We start from the raw sequence: 18,695 nt of genomic DNA, 5'->3' as shown, positions 1-18,695 counted from the left end.
ATAGGCTCCATAATATCTATAGGGGATTTACCCACTACAAATATTATAGAGCCCTAGTTTTCACGTTTTTTCTTGACTCTTTTTTTGCTTGTGATATAATTAACCAGTAAATAAAATTTCAAAGAATAGTATTTTTCTCTTAAAAAAGAGAAGTCCAAAAGGAAAGGAGTAACACATGAGACAGCTAGCGAAAGATATCGATGCCTTTTTGAATGAGGTGATTTTGCAGGCAGAAAATCAGCATGAAATCCTAATAGGTCATTGCACTAGTGAGGTGGCCCTGACCAATACTCAGGAGCACATTCTCATGCTTTTATCAGAAGAATCTTTAACAAATTCAGAATTGGCCCGTCGTCTCAATGTCAGTCAGGCGGCAGTTACCAAGGCCATTAAATCTTTGGTCAAGGAAGGGATGTTGGAAACATCTAAAGATCCTAAGGATGCGCGTGTGATTTTTTATCAGTTGACTGATTTGGCTCGTCCAATTGCTGAGGAGCACCATCATCACCATGAGCATACACTTTTAACCTATGAAGAAGTGGCGACTCAGTTTACTCCAAATGAACAAAAAGTGATCCAGCGGTTTTTGACTGCTTTAGTAGGAGAAATCAAATAATGAGATATATTACGGTAGAGGACTTATCCTTCTATTATGATAAGGAGCCCGTTCTTGAACATATCAATTATAGTGTTGATAGTGGGGAATTTGTTACCTTGACAGGGGAGAATGGGGCAGCTAAGACGACACTCATCAAGGCCAGTCTTGGAATTCTTCAGCCACGCATTGGCAAGGTGACCATTTCAAAGACAAATACGCAGGGTAAGAAATTGAGAATAGCTTACCTTCCTCAACAGATTGCCAGTTTTAATGCAGGTTTTCCAAGTACGGTTTATGAATTTGTCAAGTCGGGTCGCTATCCGCGAAAGGGATGGTTCCGTCGCTTGAATGCTCATGATGAGGAGCATATCAAGGCCAGTTTAGATTCAGTTGGTATGTGGGAACACCGAGACAAACGCTTGGGTTCTCTCTCTGGGGGACAAAAGCAGCGAGCGGTGATTGCGCGTATGTTTGCTTCTGATCCAGATGTGTTTATCCTAGATGAGCCGACAACGGGGATGGATGCAGGAAGTAAAAACGAATTTTACGAACTCATGCACCACAGCGCCCATCATCATGGCAAGGCTGTTTTGATGATTACTCATGACCCTGAAGAAGTTAAGGACTATGCGGACCGCAATATTCATCTAGTCCGTAACCAAGACTCGCCATGGCGTTGTTTCAACGTTCATGAGAATGACCAGGAGGTGGGCCATGCTTAGTTTATTATCTTATGACTTTATGCAACGCGCCTTTCTGGCGGTTATTGCTATGAGTCTTTTCTCGCCAGTTCTTGGAACCTTCCTTATCTTGCGTCGTCAGAGTTTGATGAGTGATACCCTCAGCCACGTCTCTCTTTCAGGTGTAGCCTTTGGGTTGGTTTTGGGGATTTCTCCGACTATTTCAACTATTGCTATTGTCTTGATTGCGGCGGTCTTTCTGGAGTATCTCCGTACGGTTTACAAGAGCTTTATGGAAATCGGGACAGCAATCCTCATGTCAACGGGTCTGGCTGTTTCTCTGATTGTCATGAGCAAGGGGAAAAGTTCTAGTTCTATGAGTTTGGACCAGTACCTTTTTGGTTCGATTGTGACTATTAGTGAGGAGCAGGTCATTTCCCTCTTCGTTATTGCGGCGGTTGTTTTGATTTTGACCTTCCTCTTCCTTCGTCCTATGTATATCTTGACCTTTGATGAGGATACGGCCTTTGTGGATGGCTTGCCAGTTCGTACCATGTCTATTCTTTTTAACATGGTGACAGGGGTGGCCATTGCCCTTATGATTCCTGCTGCAGGAGCTCTTTTGGTATCGACTATCATGGTCTTACCAGCTAGTATTGCCCTTCGTCTGGGGAAAAACTTTAAATCGGTTATGCTGCTTGCCAGTGCTATTGGATTTTTGGGAATGGTAGCAGGACTTTACATTTCCTACTATGCAGAAACACCTGCAAGTGCAAGTATTACCATTATTTTTGTAACTGTCTTTTTACTCATTAGTTTAGTAAGACGTTTTATCAAATAGGAGACGAACGTGAAAAAAATTAGCTTATTGCTAGCCAGTCTATGTGTCTTGTTTTTAGTGGCTTGTTCCAATCAAAAGCAGGCAGATGGAAAACTAAATATCGTGACGACCTTTTACCCTGTCTATGAATTTACCAAGCAAGTCGCAGGAGATAAGGCTAATGTGGAACTCCTAATCGGTGCTGGTACAGAACCCCATGAATACGAACCCTCTGCCAAGGCAGTTGCCAAAATCCAAGACGCAGATACCTTCGTTTATGAAAATGAAAACATGGAAACATGGGTACCTAAATTGTTAGATACCTTGGATAAGAAAAAGGTGAAAACTATCAAGGCGACAGGTGATATGTTGCTCTTGCCAGGTGGCGAAGAAGAGGGAGACCATGACCATGGAGAAGAAGGCCATCACCATGAGTACGATCCCCATGTTTGGTTATCACCAGTTCGTGCCATTAAACTAGTAGAGCACATCCGTGACAGCTTGTCAGCAGACTATCCTGATAAAAAAGAGACCTTTGAGAAGAATGCTGCTGCCTATATCGAAAAATTGCAAGCCTTGGATAAGGCTTATGCAGAAGGCTTGTCTCAAGCCAAACAAAAGAGCTTTGTAACGCAACATGCAGCCTTTAACTACCTTGCCTTGGACTACGGACTCAAACAAGTCGCAATCTCAGGACTTTCTCCAGATGCAGAGCCATCAGCAGCTCGCTTGGCAGAATTGACAGAGTATGTCAAGAAAAATAAAATTGCCTATATCTACTTTGAAGAAAATGCTTCACAAGCCCTTGCTAACACACTTTCAAAAGAGGCAGGTGTCAAAACAGATGTCCTCAATCCTTTGGAAAGTCTGACAGAAGAGGACACCAAGGCTGGCGAAAACTATATTTCCGTTATGGAGAAAAACCTCAAGGCTCTGAAACAAACAACGGGCCAAGAAGGCCCAGCTATCGAGCCTGAAAAGGCAGAGGATACCAAGACAGTCCAAAATGGTTACTTTGAGGATACAGCTGTCAAGGACCGCACCTTGAGTGACTATGCAGGTAACTGGCAATCAGTTTATCCTTTCCTTGAAGATGGCACGTTTGATCAAGTCTTTGACTACAAGGCTAAGTTGACTGGCAAGATGACTCAGGCTGAGTACAAGGCCTACTATACAAAAGGCTACCAGACAGATGTGACTAAGATTAACATTACTGATAATACTATGGAATTTGTTCAAGGTGGACAAAGCAAGAAATATACTTATAAGTATGTTGGAAAGAAAATCTTGACTTACAAGAAAGGCAATCGTGGTGTGCGCTTCCTCTTTGAAGCGACAGATGCTGATGCTGGACAGTTCAAGTATGTTCAGTTTAGTGACCACAATATCGCCCCAGTTAAGGCAGAACATTTCCATATCTTCTTTGGAGGAACAAGCCAAGAAGCACTCTTTGAAGAAATGGATAACTGGCCAACTTACTACCCAGATAACCTATCTGGACAAGAAATCGCCCAAGAAATGTTGGCGCATTGATGAGAAGCCGACTAGTTCATAGGAGTTAGTCGGTTTTTGGGTATTAGATGGCTAACTTCATTATGGACCTTTCAGAACTGTAAAAAATAAATAAAACTCTTGAAATATCGGGGTTTATATGCTAGAATGTAGTTAATTGATAAGGTTCATTAGAACACCAAAGCCCTTAACTATGCCAGTAGTTAAGGGCTTTTTTGACGTATCTTAGAGATTTAACGGGTGTTGATAGGCTAGTCACTCGGTCTAGTCCTTACTATCTAGCCATCTGCAGACGAAATACAAGACAATCCCTGCTATAACATCCGCTATAATAGTAAGAGCGAGTTCTATGATAAGGCTCATTAGTTTCACCTCCTCTCACGAACCGTAAGGAACGTAATCGGTAACTGATGACAAAAATAGTATACACATCAAATTTAGATCATCAACATTGCTTAATTTTTGAAATATAGGGGATAGGCAAAAAATCTTTAAAATCAAAAAATGTATAGTATCAGATGTTATATCAATCATAAAAGTGGATAGGAAAGTTTTCTGATTATCAGAATTCCTTCCTATCCACTTTTTGAAGATTGTAAGTTAGCCTAATTTTATGTAGAATCAGCTTATTTGTTTTATTTATCAAAACCTTGCAAGGCTTTTTGGCGTTCTTCTACTTGACCTTTAGCATCTAGTTTGTTACCACCGTATACAGCTGATTCCCATGATCCGTACATTGGATTTGGGAAGATGATGAATTTTTCACCGAATTCTTTTTGCAATTCTTCAAGTTGTTTATCACGGTCAGATTCAGAAGTCTTAGAAAAATCTGCAAAGTCTACGAGGTTATCACCAAACAATAAGATAAGATTTGTTTTTTCTTGAACTTTTTGGCGACGACCTTCTTTGGATTTTACACCGCTTTCTAAGAACATGAGATGATCACGTCCTTGAACAGGAATTCCTTCACTTTCAAGATTTTTAATAGTAGCATCTACTTGATTAGCTGAGCGGTCAGAAATATAGTAGATTTGGACACCGTTTTGATCAGCAAATTGAAGAAAATCCTTGGCACCTGGGACAGCTTTTGCTGCAGCTTTTTGAACCCAAACATCCCAATTTTCGGGTGTGAATGCTGTACCATCTTTGACATTTTGTACTTGATAAGGGCTATTATCTAGGACAGTTTCATCCAAGTCTAAAACGATAGAGTAAGGTTTGTCTGATTCTGTTTTGAGCAATTCCTTTAGGTGATTTGTTGCAACGTTATAACCTTGTATGTATAAAGCTTTAGTTTCAGCTGATTTTTGGTACCAAAGGGTTGACATAGTGTTTTCTCTTGACCGTAGTTGGTCATATGTCATTGTAATTTGATTATCAGATGAGCTATTATTGTTTGTCTGTGTTTCTGTAGACTTTGTTGCACAACTAGCCAATAAGACGACAGAAGCAAGTGCAGAAAGGATTGTAACAGTAGTTTTTGCTGTTTTCATGAAATATCTCCTATTATTAATTTCAATCACTAGTATAGCACGAGGGAAAAGTTAAGGCAAGTTATTCCCTGACTATTGATGTAGGTTCTATAGAAGTTAACGTAATGAAAAAAGCGTTTACTAACTTGAAATGTAGTTTCACCTCTAATTATTGACATTTCAGGAAAAATTGCAGTAAAAAGTGCACAACCTTCTTTAAATGTGCTATAATACAGGAAAAAATAATAATGGAGGTCACGATAATGGCAACATTTTTGATGATTTTTGTGGTGGTTTGTGTGCTCCTATTGGTGATAGTCACACTGAGTACAGTTTATGTGGTTCGTCAGCAATCGGTGGCGATTATTGAACGCTTTGGGAAATACCAAAAGGTTGCCAATAGCGGTATTCACATTCGCTTGCCTTTTGGGATTGACTCGATTGCAGCGCGGATTCAGTTGCGCTTGTTGCAAAGCGATATTGTGGTTGAGACTAAGACCAAGGACAATGTGTTCGTTATGATGAATGTGGCGACTCAGTACCGTGTCAATGAGCAGAGTGTGACAGATGCCTACTATAAACTCATGCGTCCAGAATCTCAGATTAAATCTTATATCGAAGACGCCCTTCGCTCTTCTGTTCCCAAATTAACCTTGGATGAATTGTTTGAGAAAAAAGACGAGATTGCTCTTGAAGTTCAACACCAAGTAGCAGAAGAAATGACTACTTACGGTTATATTATCGTGAAAACCTTGATTACAAAGGTTGAGCCAGATGCAGAAGTCAAGCAATCCATGAATGAAATCAATGCGGCGCAACGTAAGCGGGTCGCAGCGCAAGAATTAGCGGAAGCCGATAAGATTAAAATCGTCACTGCAGCTGAAGCCGAAGCAGAAAAAGACCGCCTTCATGGTGTGGGGATTGCCCAACAGCGTAAGGCGATTGTGGATGGATTGGCAGAGTCTATCACCGAACTCAAGGAAGCCAATGTTGGCATGACAGAAGAACAAATCATGTCCATCCTCTTGACCAACCAGTATTTGGATACCTTGAACACTTTTGCTGCAAAAGGCAATCAAACCATCTTTTTACCAAATACGCCAAATGGTGTTGATGATATCCGTACACAAATCTTGTCAGCCCTACGTGCTGAGAAGAAATAATATAAAAAGAGCCTGGAGTCAGGTTCTTTTTGTATTACCCTTGTAGCTGTGAGGACTAAATTCTCCTCCACAAATTATAGAATCTTTTCTGAGGATTTAGGGAGTGACGGAGGAAGTCTTGAAAGCGCTTTTGTTTTGTGCTATAGTCAAGTATATTGATTCGTTTAAAGAGGAATGTTTGTATGAGAAGAGAAGAAGTTTTACGAAATCACTGGTTTTTTAGCCAAGAGGTGGGGAAAGAAGAGGCCTTGGCGCCGGATTTTCATAGGGAAAATTGGCAGGCTATTCAAGTGCCACATGACTGGAGTATTTACAATGATTTTGACCAGTATTCGCCAGCGCAAAATGAGGGTGGTCAGTTAAATGGTGGTCAAGCCTGGTATCAGACACAGTTTTACTTGGAAGAAGATGCCAGTCTTGTATCGGTGCGTTTGTGCTTTGACGGAGTTTACATGAATGCTCAAGTCTATATCAATGGGCAAGCGCTGGGCTATTATCCCAATGGTTACACACCCTTTTCTTATGATATCACCCCTTATCTAAGAAATGATGGGACGGCCAACCAGCTTGCGGTTTTTGTGGAAAATCAGCAACCTAGCAGTCGTTGGTACTCTGGTAGCGGTATTTACCGAGAAGTAAAATTATTGATTACAGATTCGGTGCATCTGGATTTATATGGGATTAGGATAGGAAGTCCCAAGCTCAAAGAACAAAGAGATGTATGGGTGGAAACTCAGCTTGAAAGCAAGGTTTCAAATGACGGGCCTCAGTCCGTGTCGGTGTATTTGGAGCAGAGTATCTGGTATGATGGACAACAGGTTTCAGACTGGCAGGCAACAGACTCTCTAGTGATTGAGTCTGGGGATAAATATTCTTTCCAACAAGCCATATCAATTTTCCAACCTTTGCTTTGGGATATTGATCATCCTCACCTTTACCAATTGAAGACTCGCCTTTACAAAAATGGCATTTTGGTCGATGAAGAAGAGGAGACTTTTGGTTACCATTATATGGATTGGCAAGCGGATAAGGGCTTCTTTCTAAATGGTCGCTGGTTGAAGATTCATGGGGTTTGTTTGCACCATGACTATGGAGCGCTGGGAGCTGTGGAAAACAGGTCAGCTGCTGAGAGACGATTGCGCCAGATGAAGGAAATGGGCGTCAATGCTATTCGAATCACGCATAATCCAGCCAGTAGTATTTTGCTGGATGTGGCTGCCAAAATGGGGCTACTCATCCAAGAAGAAGCCTTTGATACCTGGTATGGAGGCAAGAAAGAATATGACTATGGTCGCTTTTTTGAGGAAGAAGCGACTCATCCAGAAGCGAAGGTAGGCGATTTTTGGTCGGATTACGATTTGCGCACCATGATTGAGCGTGGCAAGAACAATCCAGCCATCTTTATGTGGTCCTTGGGAAATGAAGTCAGCGAAGCAAATGGAGATGCTCATTCATTGAAGACGATCAAACGCTTGCTAGAAAGGGTTAAGGAAGTTGATGATAGCCGTTTTGTGACCATGGGAATGGATCAATTCCGCTTCGGAGATGGGTCTGGAGGTCATGAAAAGATTGCTGATTTGCTGGATGTGGTGGGCTTGAATTACTCAGAAGACAATATTGATGGGATTCGCAAAAGACATCCCAAGTGGCGACTTTACGGATCTGAAACCTCATCGGCTACAAGGACGCGTGACAGCTATTTTCGCCCAGGTAAGGAATGGGTTGGGGATAATCGTCGCGTGCGGAATTTTGAACAGTCAGACTATGGCAATGATCGAGTTCCTTGGGGGAAGACAGCGACGGCTTCTTGGATAGCAGATAGAAATCGGCTAGACTATGCAGGTCAGTTTATTTGGACAGGAGTGGACTATATTGGTGAGCCGACTCCTTGGCACAATCAAAATGACACGCCTGTCAATAGTTCCTATTTTGGAATAGTGGACACGGCAGGAATTCCCAAAAATGACTATTATCTCTATCAAAGTCAGTGGTTGGACCTAGATCAGTATCCCATGGTTCATATCCTGCCCCACTGGAATTGGGAAATCCACAAGAGTTATCAACAAGTTGTGGATAAGTATGGGGATATCCCTGTTCGAGTGTATTCAAATGCTGGTTCAGTAGAGCTATTTCTCAATGGAAAATCCCAAGGCAGGAAGACTTTTCAGGAAAAATGGACTTCAGATGGTAGAAAATACCAAGAGGGAGAAGGTTTTGACCAACTCTATCTCGAATGGCGTTTGGCTTATCAACCGGGAGAATTGCGTGCTGTGGCCTATGACCATCAAGGTCAGATTGTGGCAGAAGATACGGCAGTGACTGCAGGTAAGCCAGCCAAAATCGGGTTACATGCCGAGAAGACAAAACTGGAGCCAGATGGGCAAGACCTCCTCTATCTTTATTTTGATGTATTGGACCAAGCTGGAAATTGGGTGCCGAGTGCTTCCAATCAGATTCATTTTAAAATTGAGGGTCCTGCTCGCATTGTAGGTGTGGATAACGGCAGACAGGCCAGTCGTGAACGTTACCAAGCCCAGAAAAGTGGTCGGTTTAAGCGGAAAGCCTTTCATGGCAGAGGTGTCCTCTTAGTTCAGAGCTTGGAGCAGGTAGGTCAAGTGAGAGTAAAGGCTAGTGCCAGAGGGCTAGAGTCGGCAAGTTTTGATCTTTTAGTAGGAGAGGCTTTTGATTGCCAGCCAGTGAAAAATCAGCGCTTATTTGAGATTCGAATGGACAAGCAGGCAGGTTTGCAAGAAGGAGATTCCCCAGCTATTGGACTTTATCCACAAACTGTGGATAACCCTGTGAATAAGGTGGGGAATAGTGAAGTGATTTGGGAGACGAGTGGTAGTGCCCACGCCATTATCAATCAGGGAGGGCTTCATTGCTTGTCTGCAGGGGACTTGGCTATTCGCGCCTTTTATCAAGGCAAGACCTATCAACTGCATTTGCAGGTAGCAGAAAATGCCTCGCTAGGGCAGGCGGTTTCTGTAAGATCGCTTCGCTTGTATACAGATAAGGGGACTTATCCACAGCTTCCGTCCTCGGTCTTAGTGGATTATGAGTTTGGTGGTGCAAAACGAGTCAAGGTTGTTTGGGAAGCAATCTCCGAAGAAGATATGGCAAGCTTTCATGAGTTTACGGTATCTGGTCAGCTAGAAGGGCTGAATTTAAAGGCTTCTGCTCAGGTTTGTGTCCAAGGGATTTCCGCTATTGAGCCTGAAAGGGTTTGGACGCTTGTCAAGGAAGCTCCACACTTACCAGACCGGGTCAAGCTAGTCTTATCAGATGGCAGACGAGATACGGCCAAGGTTACTTGGGATGAACTAGATCCTCAAATCTATGCTCAGGTAGGAGAAAGTGTGCTCACAGGGCAGGTAGCGGGCTGTGAGTTGCCAGCAACAGTCACCATTCATGTGACAGATGCCAGTGTAGATGGAGAAGTTATTTCCAATCAGTGGACAGGGTCCAACCTGCCTCTGGTCTTTGCTTCTCACTCAGAGCCAAATCACCCAGCCTCTTACCTCAATGACAAGGTCATTGCTCGGAAGAAATCGACAGCCAATACTTGGATTACCAAGTCAGAGCAAGCCAGCGTGGGCATTCTTTTTGGAGATGCAGGGATTTTAAAACCGCGATTTGTGGATAATGTGACCTTGTATTATGTTGAAAATCAAGACTATGTGGCGGTGGATCCTACCCATATTGATTATTACATAGGGAATGAGCCTGCCTTGCCTCGGACTCCAAATCATTTGGATAAGAATTCCCTGCTCAAGCAAGAGGAGAATTGGCGCCCTGTATCAGCTATCCGAAAAGTTTCAAGCGACAAGGATGAAGAGCTTCGTTTTGAATTTGATAAGGTGGAAACTTATGCTCTTCGTCTTCGATTTGAAAATTTGGTAAACCCACTGGCGTTAACAGAATTACAAGTACATGCCAAAAAAGTAAAGAAAAATGTAGATAGGAAGTAGTATGGTAAGAGAAGTAAAACCGCATAGCCCCTTGCCTAGTCAGGCCCAACTAGCGTATTTAGAGGATGAATTAGCAGCCTTTATCCATTTTGGACCTAATACCTTTTATGACCAGGAATGGGGGACAGGTCAGGAGGATCCTGAACGCTTTAATCCAACACAGCTAGATGCGCGTGAATGGGTTCGCGTGCTCAAGGAAACGGGCTTTAAGAAGTTGATTTTGGTGGTCAAGCACCACGATGGCTTTGTCCTCTATCCGACGGCTCATACAGATTATTCGGTTAAGGCCAGTCCTTGGAGGAATGGAGAAGGGGACTTGCTCCTTGAAGTATCCCAAGCTGCGACAGAGTTTGATATGGATATGGGGGTCTACCTGTCACCGTGGGATGCCCACAGCCCCCTCTATCATGTGGACCGAGAAGCGGACTATAATGCCTATTATCTGGCACAGCTGGAGGAAATCTTATCAAATCCTGCCTATGGCAATGGAGGGAAATTTGCTGAGGTCTGGATGGATGGTGCCAGAGGAGAGGGCGCTCAAAAGGTCAATTATGAATTTGAAAAATGGTTTGAAACCATTCGTGAACTGCAGGGAGATTGCTTAATTTTTTCAACAGAAGGCACCAGTATCCGCTGGATTGGCAATGAACGAGGGTATGCAGGTGATCCTCTATGGCAAAAGGTGAATCCTGACAAACTAGGAACAGAAGCAGAGCTGGACTATCTTCAGCATGGAGATCCCTCAGGTACGATTTTTTCAATAGGAGAGGCAGATGTTTCCATCCGGTCAGGCTGGTTCTACCATGAGGATCAGGATCCTAAGTCTCTCGAGGAGTTGGTCGAAATCTACTTTCACTCGGTGGGTCGGGGAACTCCACTCTTGCTCAATATTCCTCCGAATCAAGATGGGCTATTTGATGAAAAGGATATTGAACGCCTGTATGAATTTGCGGCTTATCGCAATGAGCTCTATAAAGAAGATTTGGCTCTGGGAGCTACGGTATCTGGTCCTACTCTCTCCGCAGACTTTGCCTGTCACCATCTGATAGACGGCTTTGAGACCAGCTCTTGGGCAAGCGATGCAGACTTGCCAATCCATTTAGAACTCGACTTAGGGTCACCTAAAACTTTCGATGTTCTTGAGTTAAGAGAAGATTTGAAGCTAGGGCAACGAATCGCTGCTTTTCATGTGCAAGTAGAGGTAGATGGTGTCTGGCAGGAATTTGGCATGGGCTTTACAGTTGGTCATAAGCGCCTCCTGCGAGGGCCGCTAGTAGAGGCACAGAAGGTGCGCGTGGTCATTACAGAGGCACAATCTATGCCTGTATTGACCAAGATTTCCCTCTATAAAACTCCTAGCTTGTCAAAACAAGAAGTTGTTCAGGGACTAGCATTTGCAGAAAAAAGTCTAGCTGTAGCAAAGGGAGAGACTCTTCATTTTAGGATTGAACGTAGCGAATGTAACACTCCTTTGGAGGTTAAGATTTCGATTCAACCGGGGACTGGTGTGCATGGTGTCGCCTATCAGGACGAGATTCAAGTCCTTGCGTTTCAAGCTGGGGAAAGCAAAAAAGATTTGACCATACCGACCCTGTATTTTGCTGCTGATAAGACCTTGGATTTCTATCTGAATCTGACTGTTGATGGACAGCTGATTGATCAAGCTCATATTTTAGTTGAAACGAGATAAAATATCTTCACAATTCATTTCCTTTCCGAATAAATAGGTAGAACCATCGAATCTAGCAAAATTAGATTTAAAACTGTGGTATAATAAGAGGAGGAAATGGATGACTTTAAGACATCCGGGCATCAGCCCGACCAATGATTTGGTAGCTAAGAAAATTTTCAGCAATCCAGAAATCACTTGTCAATTTATTCGCGACATGTTGGATTTACCAGCCAAAAATGTAACCATTTTGGAGGGAAGCAACATTCACGTCTTGCCTTCCCTGCCGTACTCGGCCCAGGATTTCTATACCAGTATAGATGTCTTAGCGGAGTTGGATAATGGAACGCAAGTAATTATTGAAATTCAAGTTCATCATCAGAATTTTTTCATCAATCGCCTGTGGGCTTACCTTTGCAGTCAGGTCAATCAAAACTTAGAAAAAATTCGCCAACGAGAAGGTGATACCCACCAGAGTTACAAACACATTGCACCAGTTTATGCTATAGCTATCGTGGATAGCAACTACTTCCAAGATGACTTGGCTTTTCACAGTTTTAGTATGCGAGAGGATACGACAGGTGAGATTTTAACTATCACAAATAATGGTCAAGAAAACCATCTGGTTAAGATGGCGTTCTTGGAACTAAAAAAATACAGAGAAACCAGCAAAGACAAGGTTCGCAAACCCTGGTTGGAGTTTTTTGGGAATAAACCCTTTACCCAACAACCCGAGCGAGCCATCAGTCAAGCAGACCAACTGCTGGACTACAAGAGCTGGTCTGAGGAGGACAGGAAGATGTTTAGCCAACTACGTATGCGAGAAGAACAAGCCTTGTTAGCGCAGGACTATGCCTTGGAACAAGCTGAAGAAAAAGGGTTAGAACGTGGTCGTGCAGAAGGTATTGAACAAGGTTTAGAGCGTGGGAAAGCTGAAGGACAAATCTTTACCTTTATTGATTTAGTACGCCAACATGTTTTAACTTCCGAATTTGCGAGTGAACAATTGGGTATGGCGGTTGCTGAGTTTGAGTCACTATTGAAAGACCATTATAAATAAGACCTAAAATATAGAGAAACCAGCAAAGACAAGGTTCGTAAGCCGTGGTTGGAGTTTTTCGGGAATAAACCCTTTACTCAAGAACCCGAGCGAGCCATCAGCCAGGCAGACCAACTGCTAGACTACAAGAGCTGGTCCGAGGAGGATAGGAAGATGTTTAGCCAACTACGTATGCGAGAAGAACAAGCCTTGTTAGCGCAGGACTATGCCTTGGAGACTGCTAGGGCGGAAGGTCTTGAACAAGGTTTAGAGCGTGGTCTTGAACAGGGACTGGAGCGTGGGAAAGCTGAAGGAAGTTTCGCTATGTTAGCAAATCTAGTCCGTCAACAGCTACTGACATCTGAAGTTGCTAGCCAGCAATTGGGCATGACCGTTGCTGAGTTTGAGGCACTGTTGTAAGACCAGCACTAATGGACAGGAAAACCATCTAGTCAAGATGGCGTTCTTAGAACTAAAAAAATACAGAGAAACCAGCAAAGATGAGGTTCGTAAGCCGTGGTTGGAGTTTTTCGGTAATAAACCCTTTACTCAAGAACCCGAGCGAGCTATCAGTCAAGCAGACCAACTGCTGGACTACAAGAGCTGGTCCGAGGAGGACAGGAAGATGTTTAGCCAACTACGTATGCGAGAAGAACAAGCCTTGTTAGCGCAGGACTATGCCTTGGAACAAGCTGAAGAAAAAGGGTTAGAACGTGGTCGTGCAGAAGGTATTGAACAAGGTTTAGAGCGTGGTCTTGAACAGGGACTGGAGCGAGGGAAACTCTTTGCCTTCCTAGATATGGTTCGTAAGCATCTTCTGACTTCCGAGGTTGCAAGTGAGCAATTGGGCATGACTGTCGCTGAGTTTGAGGCTTTACTATAAATGAGAATGGGGACATGTTATCAAATTAGATAGCATGTTTTATTTTGGGCTAATAGTCAATGCTTGTTTTTAAACTTACTCAAATTATAATTATATATATGTAACATCTTCTGCAATTAAGTATAAATAGAACAAAAATATAACAGTATAATATAGAGATTAAATATATATTTAAACGTAAAAAAATGCAAATTTAAATTGTCTGAAAATTCCTTGTTTTCCCAAAACGCTTTTTTTTTTTGCAAAAATTTGAAGTCAAAAAGTTTGCATATATATTGAAAATAGGGTAGAATACGAGTGTAGGTTTCTGCATACACAAGAGAACAGTGCTTATTCTTTTTAAGTAATAAATTTTGTTATGTAGAAGCTAAATCAACTAATTTCCAAAAGGAGAAAAAAATGGAACACAAAAACTCTATGAGTCGTGTTGAACGTTTGCACCGTGAAAAGGTCACGCGTTATTCGATTCGTAAATATAGCTTTGGAGCGGCTAGTGTAGCGGTCGCTGCTCTTTTCATGTTCTTAGGTAATGGAGCTGTATCAGTTCAAGCGGCTGAGATTCAGGGACAACAGGTTACTGAAAACGCCAGCCCACAATCTGAAAAAGACGAGTCTAAGCCTGCGACAGAAGTAGCGCCAGCTTTGAACAAAACTCAACTTGAAAGCTACATTTCAGAAATTGAAACAAAACTTTCTAACGGTTCTTACGATAACAAAACGGAAGAAAGTGTTGCAGTATTAAAATCTGACTTAGAAGCTGCAAAAGCTACATTAGCGAACGCAACTACTCAAGCTGAACTCAAAAAAGCTTACAGCAAACTTGTCACTACAGTAAGCTCAAAATTAAAAAACAAACCTGTAGAGAAAAAAGAAACTCCAGCAGTAGATACTACTGAAGGTAAACCAACTGTAGGTAAAAAAGCAGAAAATACAGAAAAGAAATCTGATTCTAACTCAATCGAAAACACAGGTTCTAACGACCCACGTAACGGTAAAGAGATGGATAAAGAGAATGCGTTACGTACAGAAACTTCAAAAACTGTAGATAACATTACTTACACTGCAGAGTTTTCAAATGATACTACAAAAGAAATCTATGTTTATAACAAAGAAGAAGCTAATGTAGAATTTAAAATCAACTCATCAACGAACAAAGTAACATACGCTGAAGTAACACAAGCATCAAATCAAAAGTTCAAAACTGTAAATGATACAACTGTAACAGATGGATATGGATATAATTTCAATAAAATCACCACAGAAACAGATACACCATTAACAGTAAGAATGACAGGTCAACCTAATGATACTATCATGGGTAATAGAAACTATACGAAGACGGAAGATCAAAACTTCGCTATGGGTGACCGTTATCTTCGCATAACTGCAAAAGATGGTTCTACAATGTCAACTAATAGTAGTGGTGCAAATGCAGATGGATACTTCAGAATTGTTCTTAAGTCTCAAACATACAAATACAGCATTCAACAACCAGAATCCAATGCTGATAAGACTGTTGTTTCGAATATTGATAGTTTAACTGAAGCAGATATTGCTAAAATTAAAGAGAAAATTAAGATTCAATATTCTGATAAGGCAACGATGCAAGATGCACGACTAGCGTCTCACAAAGGGGAAGTTTTAGCAGATAAATCTTCAGTAGTGAAAGACATCACTGTTGCAAATGGAACAGTTACTGTTACCTATAAAGACGATTCAGTAGATACTACTCCAGTTGCAAATGTAGCACGTGTAAACGCAGCGCCAACAGTTGAAATTCCTTTCTCTGTAGATGGTAAAAAAGACGTTTATGTATATGCTAATGAAGACTTTGAGCTTCCTATTAAATTTAAAGATGATAGTGGAAAAGTAGCATCAGCAACAATAACCCGCGGTGGAAATGTAGAACAACCACCTAAAGATGCATCAAATCCAAATATTTTAAATAATGAGTTTAATACAACAGTTGAAAAAATTTCAACTGAAACAGTAGCAACAGCTGAGACCCCTGCTATTGTAAAAATTAAAGGTAACATTTCAAAAGACAATTCTGGAATTCCTGCAAGTTCATTCCCTAAAACAGCAGAAGGAGAGCTGAAAATTGTAACTCGCTATGCAACGGCTACAGATACTGATGGTGCCTATATCAAAAATACTGCAACAGAGCAGGCATATGCAAGTGATCCAGGATCATTCACTATCAAATTAAAAGCTCAAACAGCAAAATATGATATTAAAGATCCAGAGACAAAAGTTACTGTAGCAAATGCTAATAATATCACAGAAGACGAGTTTAACCAGATTAAAGACAGTATTAAGATTCAATACTCTGCTACAAACCCAGATAAAAATCTTCTTGATAAACAAGGAAAAGAGGTTGAAAACCCAACTGAACGTGTTGAAAGAATTGAAAGAGAAGGAAATAATGTTGTAGTAACATATAAAGATGGTTCTAAAGATACAAAAGCATTAGCAGATTTTGTAAACGTAGCTCCAAAAGTAGCACTTCCATACTCGAATGAAGCTAATAAACAAATCTATGTTTATACAGGTGAAAACACTGATTTAACTTTCAAAGGTACAGATGAAAATGAAGTTAAAGATCTTTACTTACGTGGACCTGGAGATATTTCAGGGAATAATGCAGCAGGCTATGGATTACCAACAGGTAAAGTTGAAAATGGTGCAGTGACTGGAGAAGGTTCAGTATCTGAAGATAAAAGAACTGCTACTATCAAGATGACTGGTAAAACTAATCTACCAGCTGGGCAACAGTGGACAAGTTTTATTGTTTCTAAAGACAACGATGGTAAACTTTCAAACACTGATTATAGAGCGCTAGATAAAGATCCTAATGCGAGACAAAAACCAGGATACGCTCACTTCCTAGTTAAAAATCAAACATTTAAATACGATATAGCGACTCCAACAGAAAAAGTAGCTGTAGCAGATCCAGCTAACGTAACAGAAGCTGACCTAGAAAAAATCAAAGAAAAATTACAAATTGAGTATGCTCAATCTAATGATGATGCCAACTTTGCAGACAAAAAAGGTAAAACTGTAGATGCTGAAGATGCTAAGACTAAGATTAAATCAGTAGAAAAAGATGCTGATGGAAAACTTGTAGTAACATACACAGACGGATCTACAGATAAAAAACCATTATCAGACTTTGTAACTCTTGATAAACAACCAGCTATTGAGGCAGTAGAAAAAGCAGCAGAAGCCCAAATTGCTGCCATCAATAAAACTCCAAATGCTACTGATGACGAGAAACAAGCAGCAATCGATAAAGTAAATGCTGATAAAGAAAAAGCATTAACAGCAATTAATGATGCTAATGTAACAACAAAAGATGCATTAGACAAAGCGAAAGAATCTGGTACAACTGCAATTGCAGCAGATAACCCAGTAGTAGCGAAAAAAGACGCAGCAAAAGCAGATGTTGAAGCAGCTCGTAAAGCGAAAGAAGACGCTATTAAAGCAAATCCAAATCTAACACAAGCAGAAAAAGACGCAGCAATTGCGAAAAATAATACGGCAGCAGCAGAAGCAACTAAAGCTATCGACTCTGCAACAACAAACGATGCAGTAGATGCAGCTAAAACTGCTGGTACTGGTGAAATTGCGAAAGTAAATCCAGTAGCTAAAGAAGCAGCTAAGAAAGCAGTTGCGGATGAATTAGCTGATAAAGAAAAAGCAATCGATGCACGTACTGACTTAACTGACGCAGAAAAAGCAGCAGCTAAGGACGATGCAAAAGCGAAAGCCAAAGCAGCAACAGACGCTATTAACGCGCAGCCAGATAATGCAGAAACACCAGAAAAAGCAACAGAAGCACAAACAGCAGTAGATGGTGCAAAAGATAAAGGTGTAGCAGACGTTAAAGCTGTAAACCCAGTAGCTAAAGAAGCAGCTAAGAAAGCAATCGCAGATGAATTAGCTGAGAAAGAAAAAGCCATCGACGGACGTACTGACTTAACAGATGCAGAAAAAGCAGCAGCTAAGGACGATGCAAAAGCGAAAGCAAAAGCAGCAACAGACGCTATTAATGCACAGCCAGATAACGCAACAACACCAGAAGAAGCAGCAGCAGCTCAAACAGCAGTAAATGATGCAAAAGATAAAGGTGTAGCAGACGTTAAAGCTGTAAACCCAGTAGCTAAAGAAGCAGCTAAGAAAGCAATCGCAGATGAATTAGCTGAGAAAGAAAAAGCCATCGACGGACGTACTGACTTAACTGATGAAGAAAAAGCAGCAGCTAAGAAAGATGCGCAAGATAAAGCTAAGGAAGCAACAGATGCAATCGATGCTCAACCAAGTAACGCAGCAACACCAGAAAAAGCAGCAGAAGCGCAAACAGCAGTAAATGGTGCAAAAGATAAAGGTGTAGCAGATGTTAAAGCTGTAGATCCAGCAGCGGCTAAGAAACCAGCAGCTAAGAAAGCAGTTGAAGATGCTCTTAAAGCTAAAGTAGATGCAATTGACGCTCGTACAGACTTGACAGATGACGAGAAGAAAGCAGCTAAAGATAAAGCAGCAGCAGAAGCTAAGAAAGCAACAGATGCAATCGATGCAGCAACAACAGACGCAGCGGTAGATACAGCTAAAGAAGCAGGAACTGGAGAAATAGCGAAAGTAAACCCAGTAGCTAAAGAAGCAGCTAAGAAAGCAGTTGCAGATGAATTAGCTGAGAAAGAAAAAGCAATCGATGCGCGTACTGACTTAACTGACGCAGAAAAAGCAGCAGCTAAGGAAGATGCAAAAGCGAAAGCAAAAGCAGCAACAGACGCTATTAATGCACAGCCAGATAACGCAACAACACCAGAAGAAGCAGCAGCAGCTCAAACAGCAGTAAATGATGCAAAAGATAAAGGTGTAGCAGACG

At 41.6% G+C, this 18,695-nt stretch carries 10 protein-coding genes and 2 pseudogenes; 11 read left to right on the top strand and 1 reads right to left on the bottom strand.

The window, feature by feature from the left end:
- The first annotated feature begins 175 nt into the window (after positions 1 to 175).
- From adcR to adcA, 4 genes are read left to right on the top strand one after another with little or no spacing between them, the layout of a single operon-like run.
- Positions 176 to 616, top strand: coding sequence for a zinc-dependent transcriptional regulator AdcR (gene adcR, locus HT731_RS05510; protein ID WP_042901818.1), 441 nt, complete (start codon positions 176 to 178; stop codon positions 614 to 616).
- Entirely contained in the window at positions 616 to 1,320 is a 705-nt protein-coding gene (locus HT731_RS05505; protein WP_001269496.1) for a metal ABC transporter ATP-binding protein, read from the top strand. The genes adcR and HT731_RS05505 overlap by 1 nt, the downstream gene beginning before the upstream one ends.
- Positions 1,313 to 2,119: a metal ABC transporter permease gene (locus tag HT731_RS05500; RefSeq protein WP_000950030.1), complete on the top strand. Its 807-nt coding sequence runs from the start codon at positions 1,313 to 1,315 to the stop codon at positions 2,117 to 2,119. Before HT731_RS05505 ends, HT731_RS05500 begins: the two co-directional genes overlap by 8 nt.
- A gap of 9 nt (positions 2,120 to 2,128) precedes the next feature.
- Entirely contained in the window at positions 2,129 to 3,631 is a 1,503-nt protein-coding gene (gene adcA / locus HT731_RS05495) for a zinc ABC transporter substrate-binding lipoprotein AdcA (RefSeq protein ID WP_173278029.1), read from the top strand.
- Between the two features lie 614 nt (positions 3,632 to 4,245).
- Here adcA and HT731_RS05490 read toward each other — a convergent pair.
- Positions 4,246 to 5,103, bottom strand: a complete 858-nt coding sequence (locus HT731_RS05490) for a 5'-nucleotidase, lipoprotein e(P4) family (RefSeq protein ID WP_000844826.1) — start codon at positions 5,101 to 5,103, stop codon at positions 4,246 to 4,248.
- A gap of 257 nt (positions 5,104 to 5,360) precedes the next feature.
- Here HT731_RS05490 and HT731_RS05485 point away from each other — a divergent pair, with 257 nt between their 5' ends.
- The 7 genes and pseudogenes from HT731_RS05485 to HT731_RS05455 all read left to right on the top strand — a co-directional run.
- Positions 5,361 to 6,245: an SPFH domain-containing protein gene (locus HT731_RS05485; protein WP_025172052.1), complete on the top strand. Its 885-nt coding sequence runs from the start codon at positions 5,361 to 5,363 to the stop codon at positions 6,243 to 6,245.
- A gap of 182 nt (positions 6,246 to 6,427) precedes the next feature.
- Entirely contained in the window at positions 6,428 to 10,216 is a 3,789-nt protein-coding gene (locus HT731_RS05480; RefSeq protein ID WP_173278027.1) for a sugar-binding domain-containing protein, read from the top strand.
- A gap of 1 nt (position 10,217) precedes the next feature.
- Positions 10,218 to 11,906, top strand: coding sequence for an alpha-L-fucosidase (locus HT731_RS05475; RefSeq protein WP_173278025.1), 1,689 nt, complete (start codon positions 10,218 to 10,220; stop codon positions 11,904 to 11,906).
- A 100-nt stretch (positions 11,907 to 12,006) separates the two neighbouring features.
- A complete protein-coding gene (locus HT731_RS05470; RefSeq protein WP_173278023.1) occupies positions 12,007 to 12,945 on the top strand; it encodes an Rpn family recombination-promoting nuclease/putative transposase in 939 nt (312 codons plus the stop codon).
- 6 nt (positions 12,946 to 12,951) lie between these two features.
- Positions 12,952 to 13,344: pseudogene (locus HT731_RS05465) on the top strand (hypothetical protein); the annotation flags it as partial.
- Positions 13,345 to 13,354: 10 nt separating this feature from the next.
- Positions 13,355 to 13,807 (top strand): annotated as a pseudogene (locus tag HT731_RS05460) (hypothetical protein); the annotation flags it as partial.
- A gap of 399 nt (positions 13,808 to 14,206) precedes the next feature.
- Positions 14,207 to 18,695, top strand: a 4,489-nt coding sequence (locus tag HT731_RS05455) for a DUF1542 domain-containing protein (protein WP_173278020.1), incomplete at its 3' end; no start/stop codon positions are given.

The organism is Streptococcus sp. k-163, assembly GCF_013277555.1.
Lineage (GTDB): Bacteria > Bacillota > Bacilli > Lactobacillales > Streptococcaceae > Streptococcus.
This window is presented reverse-complemented; position numbering and strand designations above follow the sequence as displayed.

Bases quoted from the DNA above. Each gene is read 5' to 3' on its own strand.
- adcR (WP_042901818.1), top strand. From the start codon at position 176: ATGAGACAGCTAGCGAAAGATATCGATGCCTTTTTGAATGAGGTGATT.
- HT731_RS05505 (WP_001269496.1), top strand. From the start codon at position 616: ATGAGATATATTACGGTAGAGGACTTATCCTTCTATTATGATAAGGAG.
- HT731_RS05500 (WP_000950030.1), top strand. From the start codon at position 1,313: ATGCTTAGTTTATTATCTTATGACTTTATGCAACGCGCCTTTCTGGCG.
- HT731_RS05490 (WP_000844826.1), bottom strand. From the start codon at position 5,103: ATGAAAACAGCAAAAACTACTGTTACAATCCTTTCTGCACTTGCTTCT.
- HT731_RS05485 (WP_025172052.1), top strand. From the start codon at position 5,361: ATGATTTTTGTGGTGGTTTGTGTGCTCCTATTGGTGATAGTCACACTG.
- HT731_RS05480 (WP_173278027.1), top strand. From the start codon at position 6,428: ATGAGAAGAGAAGAAGTTTTACGAAATCACTGGTTTTTTAGCCAAGAG.
- HT731_RS05475 (WP_173278025.1), top strand. From the start codon at position 10,218: ATGGTAAGAGAAGTAAAACCGCATAGCCCCTTGCCTAGTCAGGCCCAA.
- HT731_RS05470 (WP_173278023.1), top strand. From the start codon at position 12,007: ATGACTTTAAGACATCCGGGCATCAGCCCGACCAATGATTTGGTAGCT.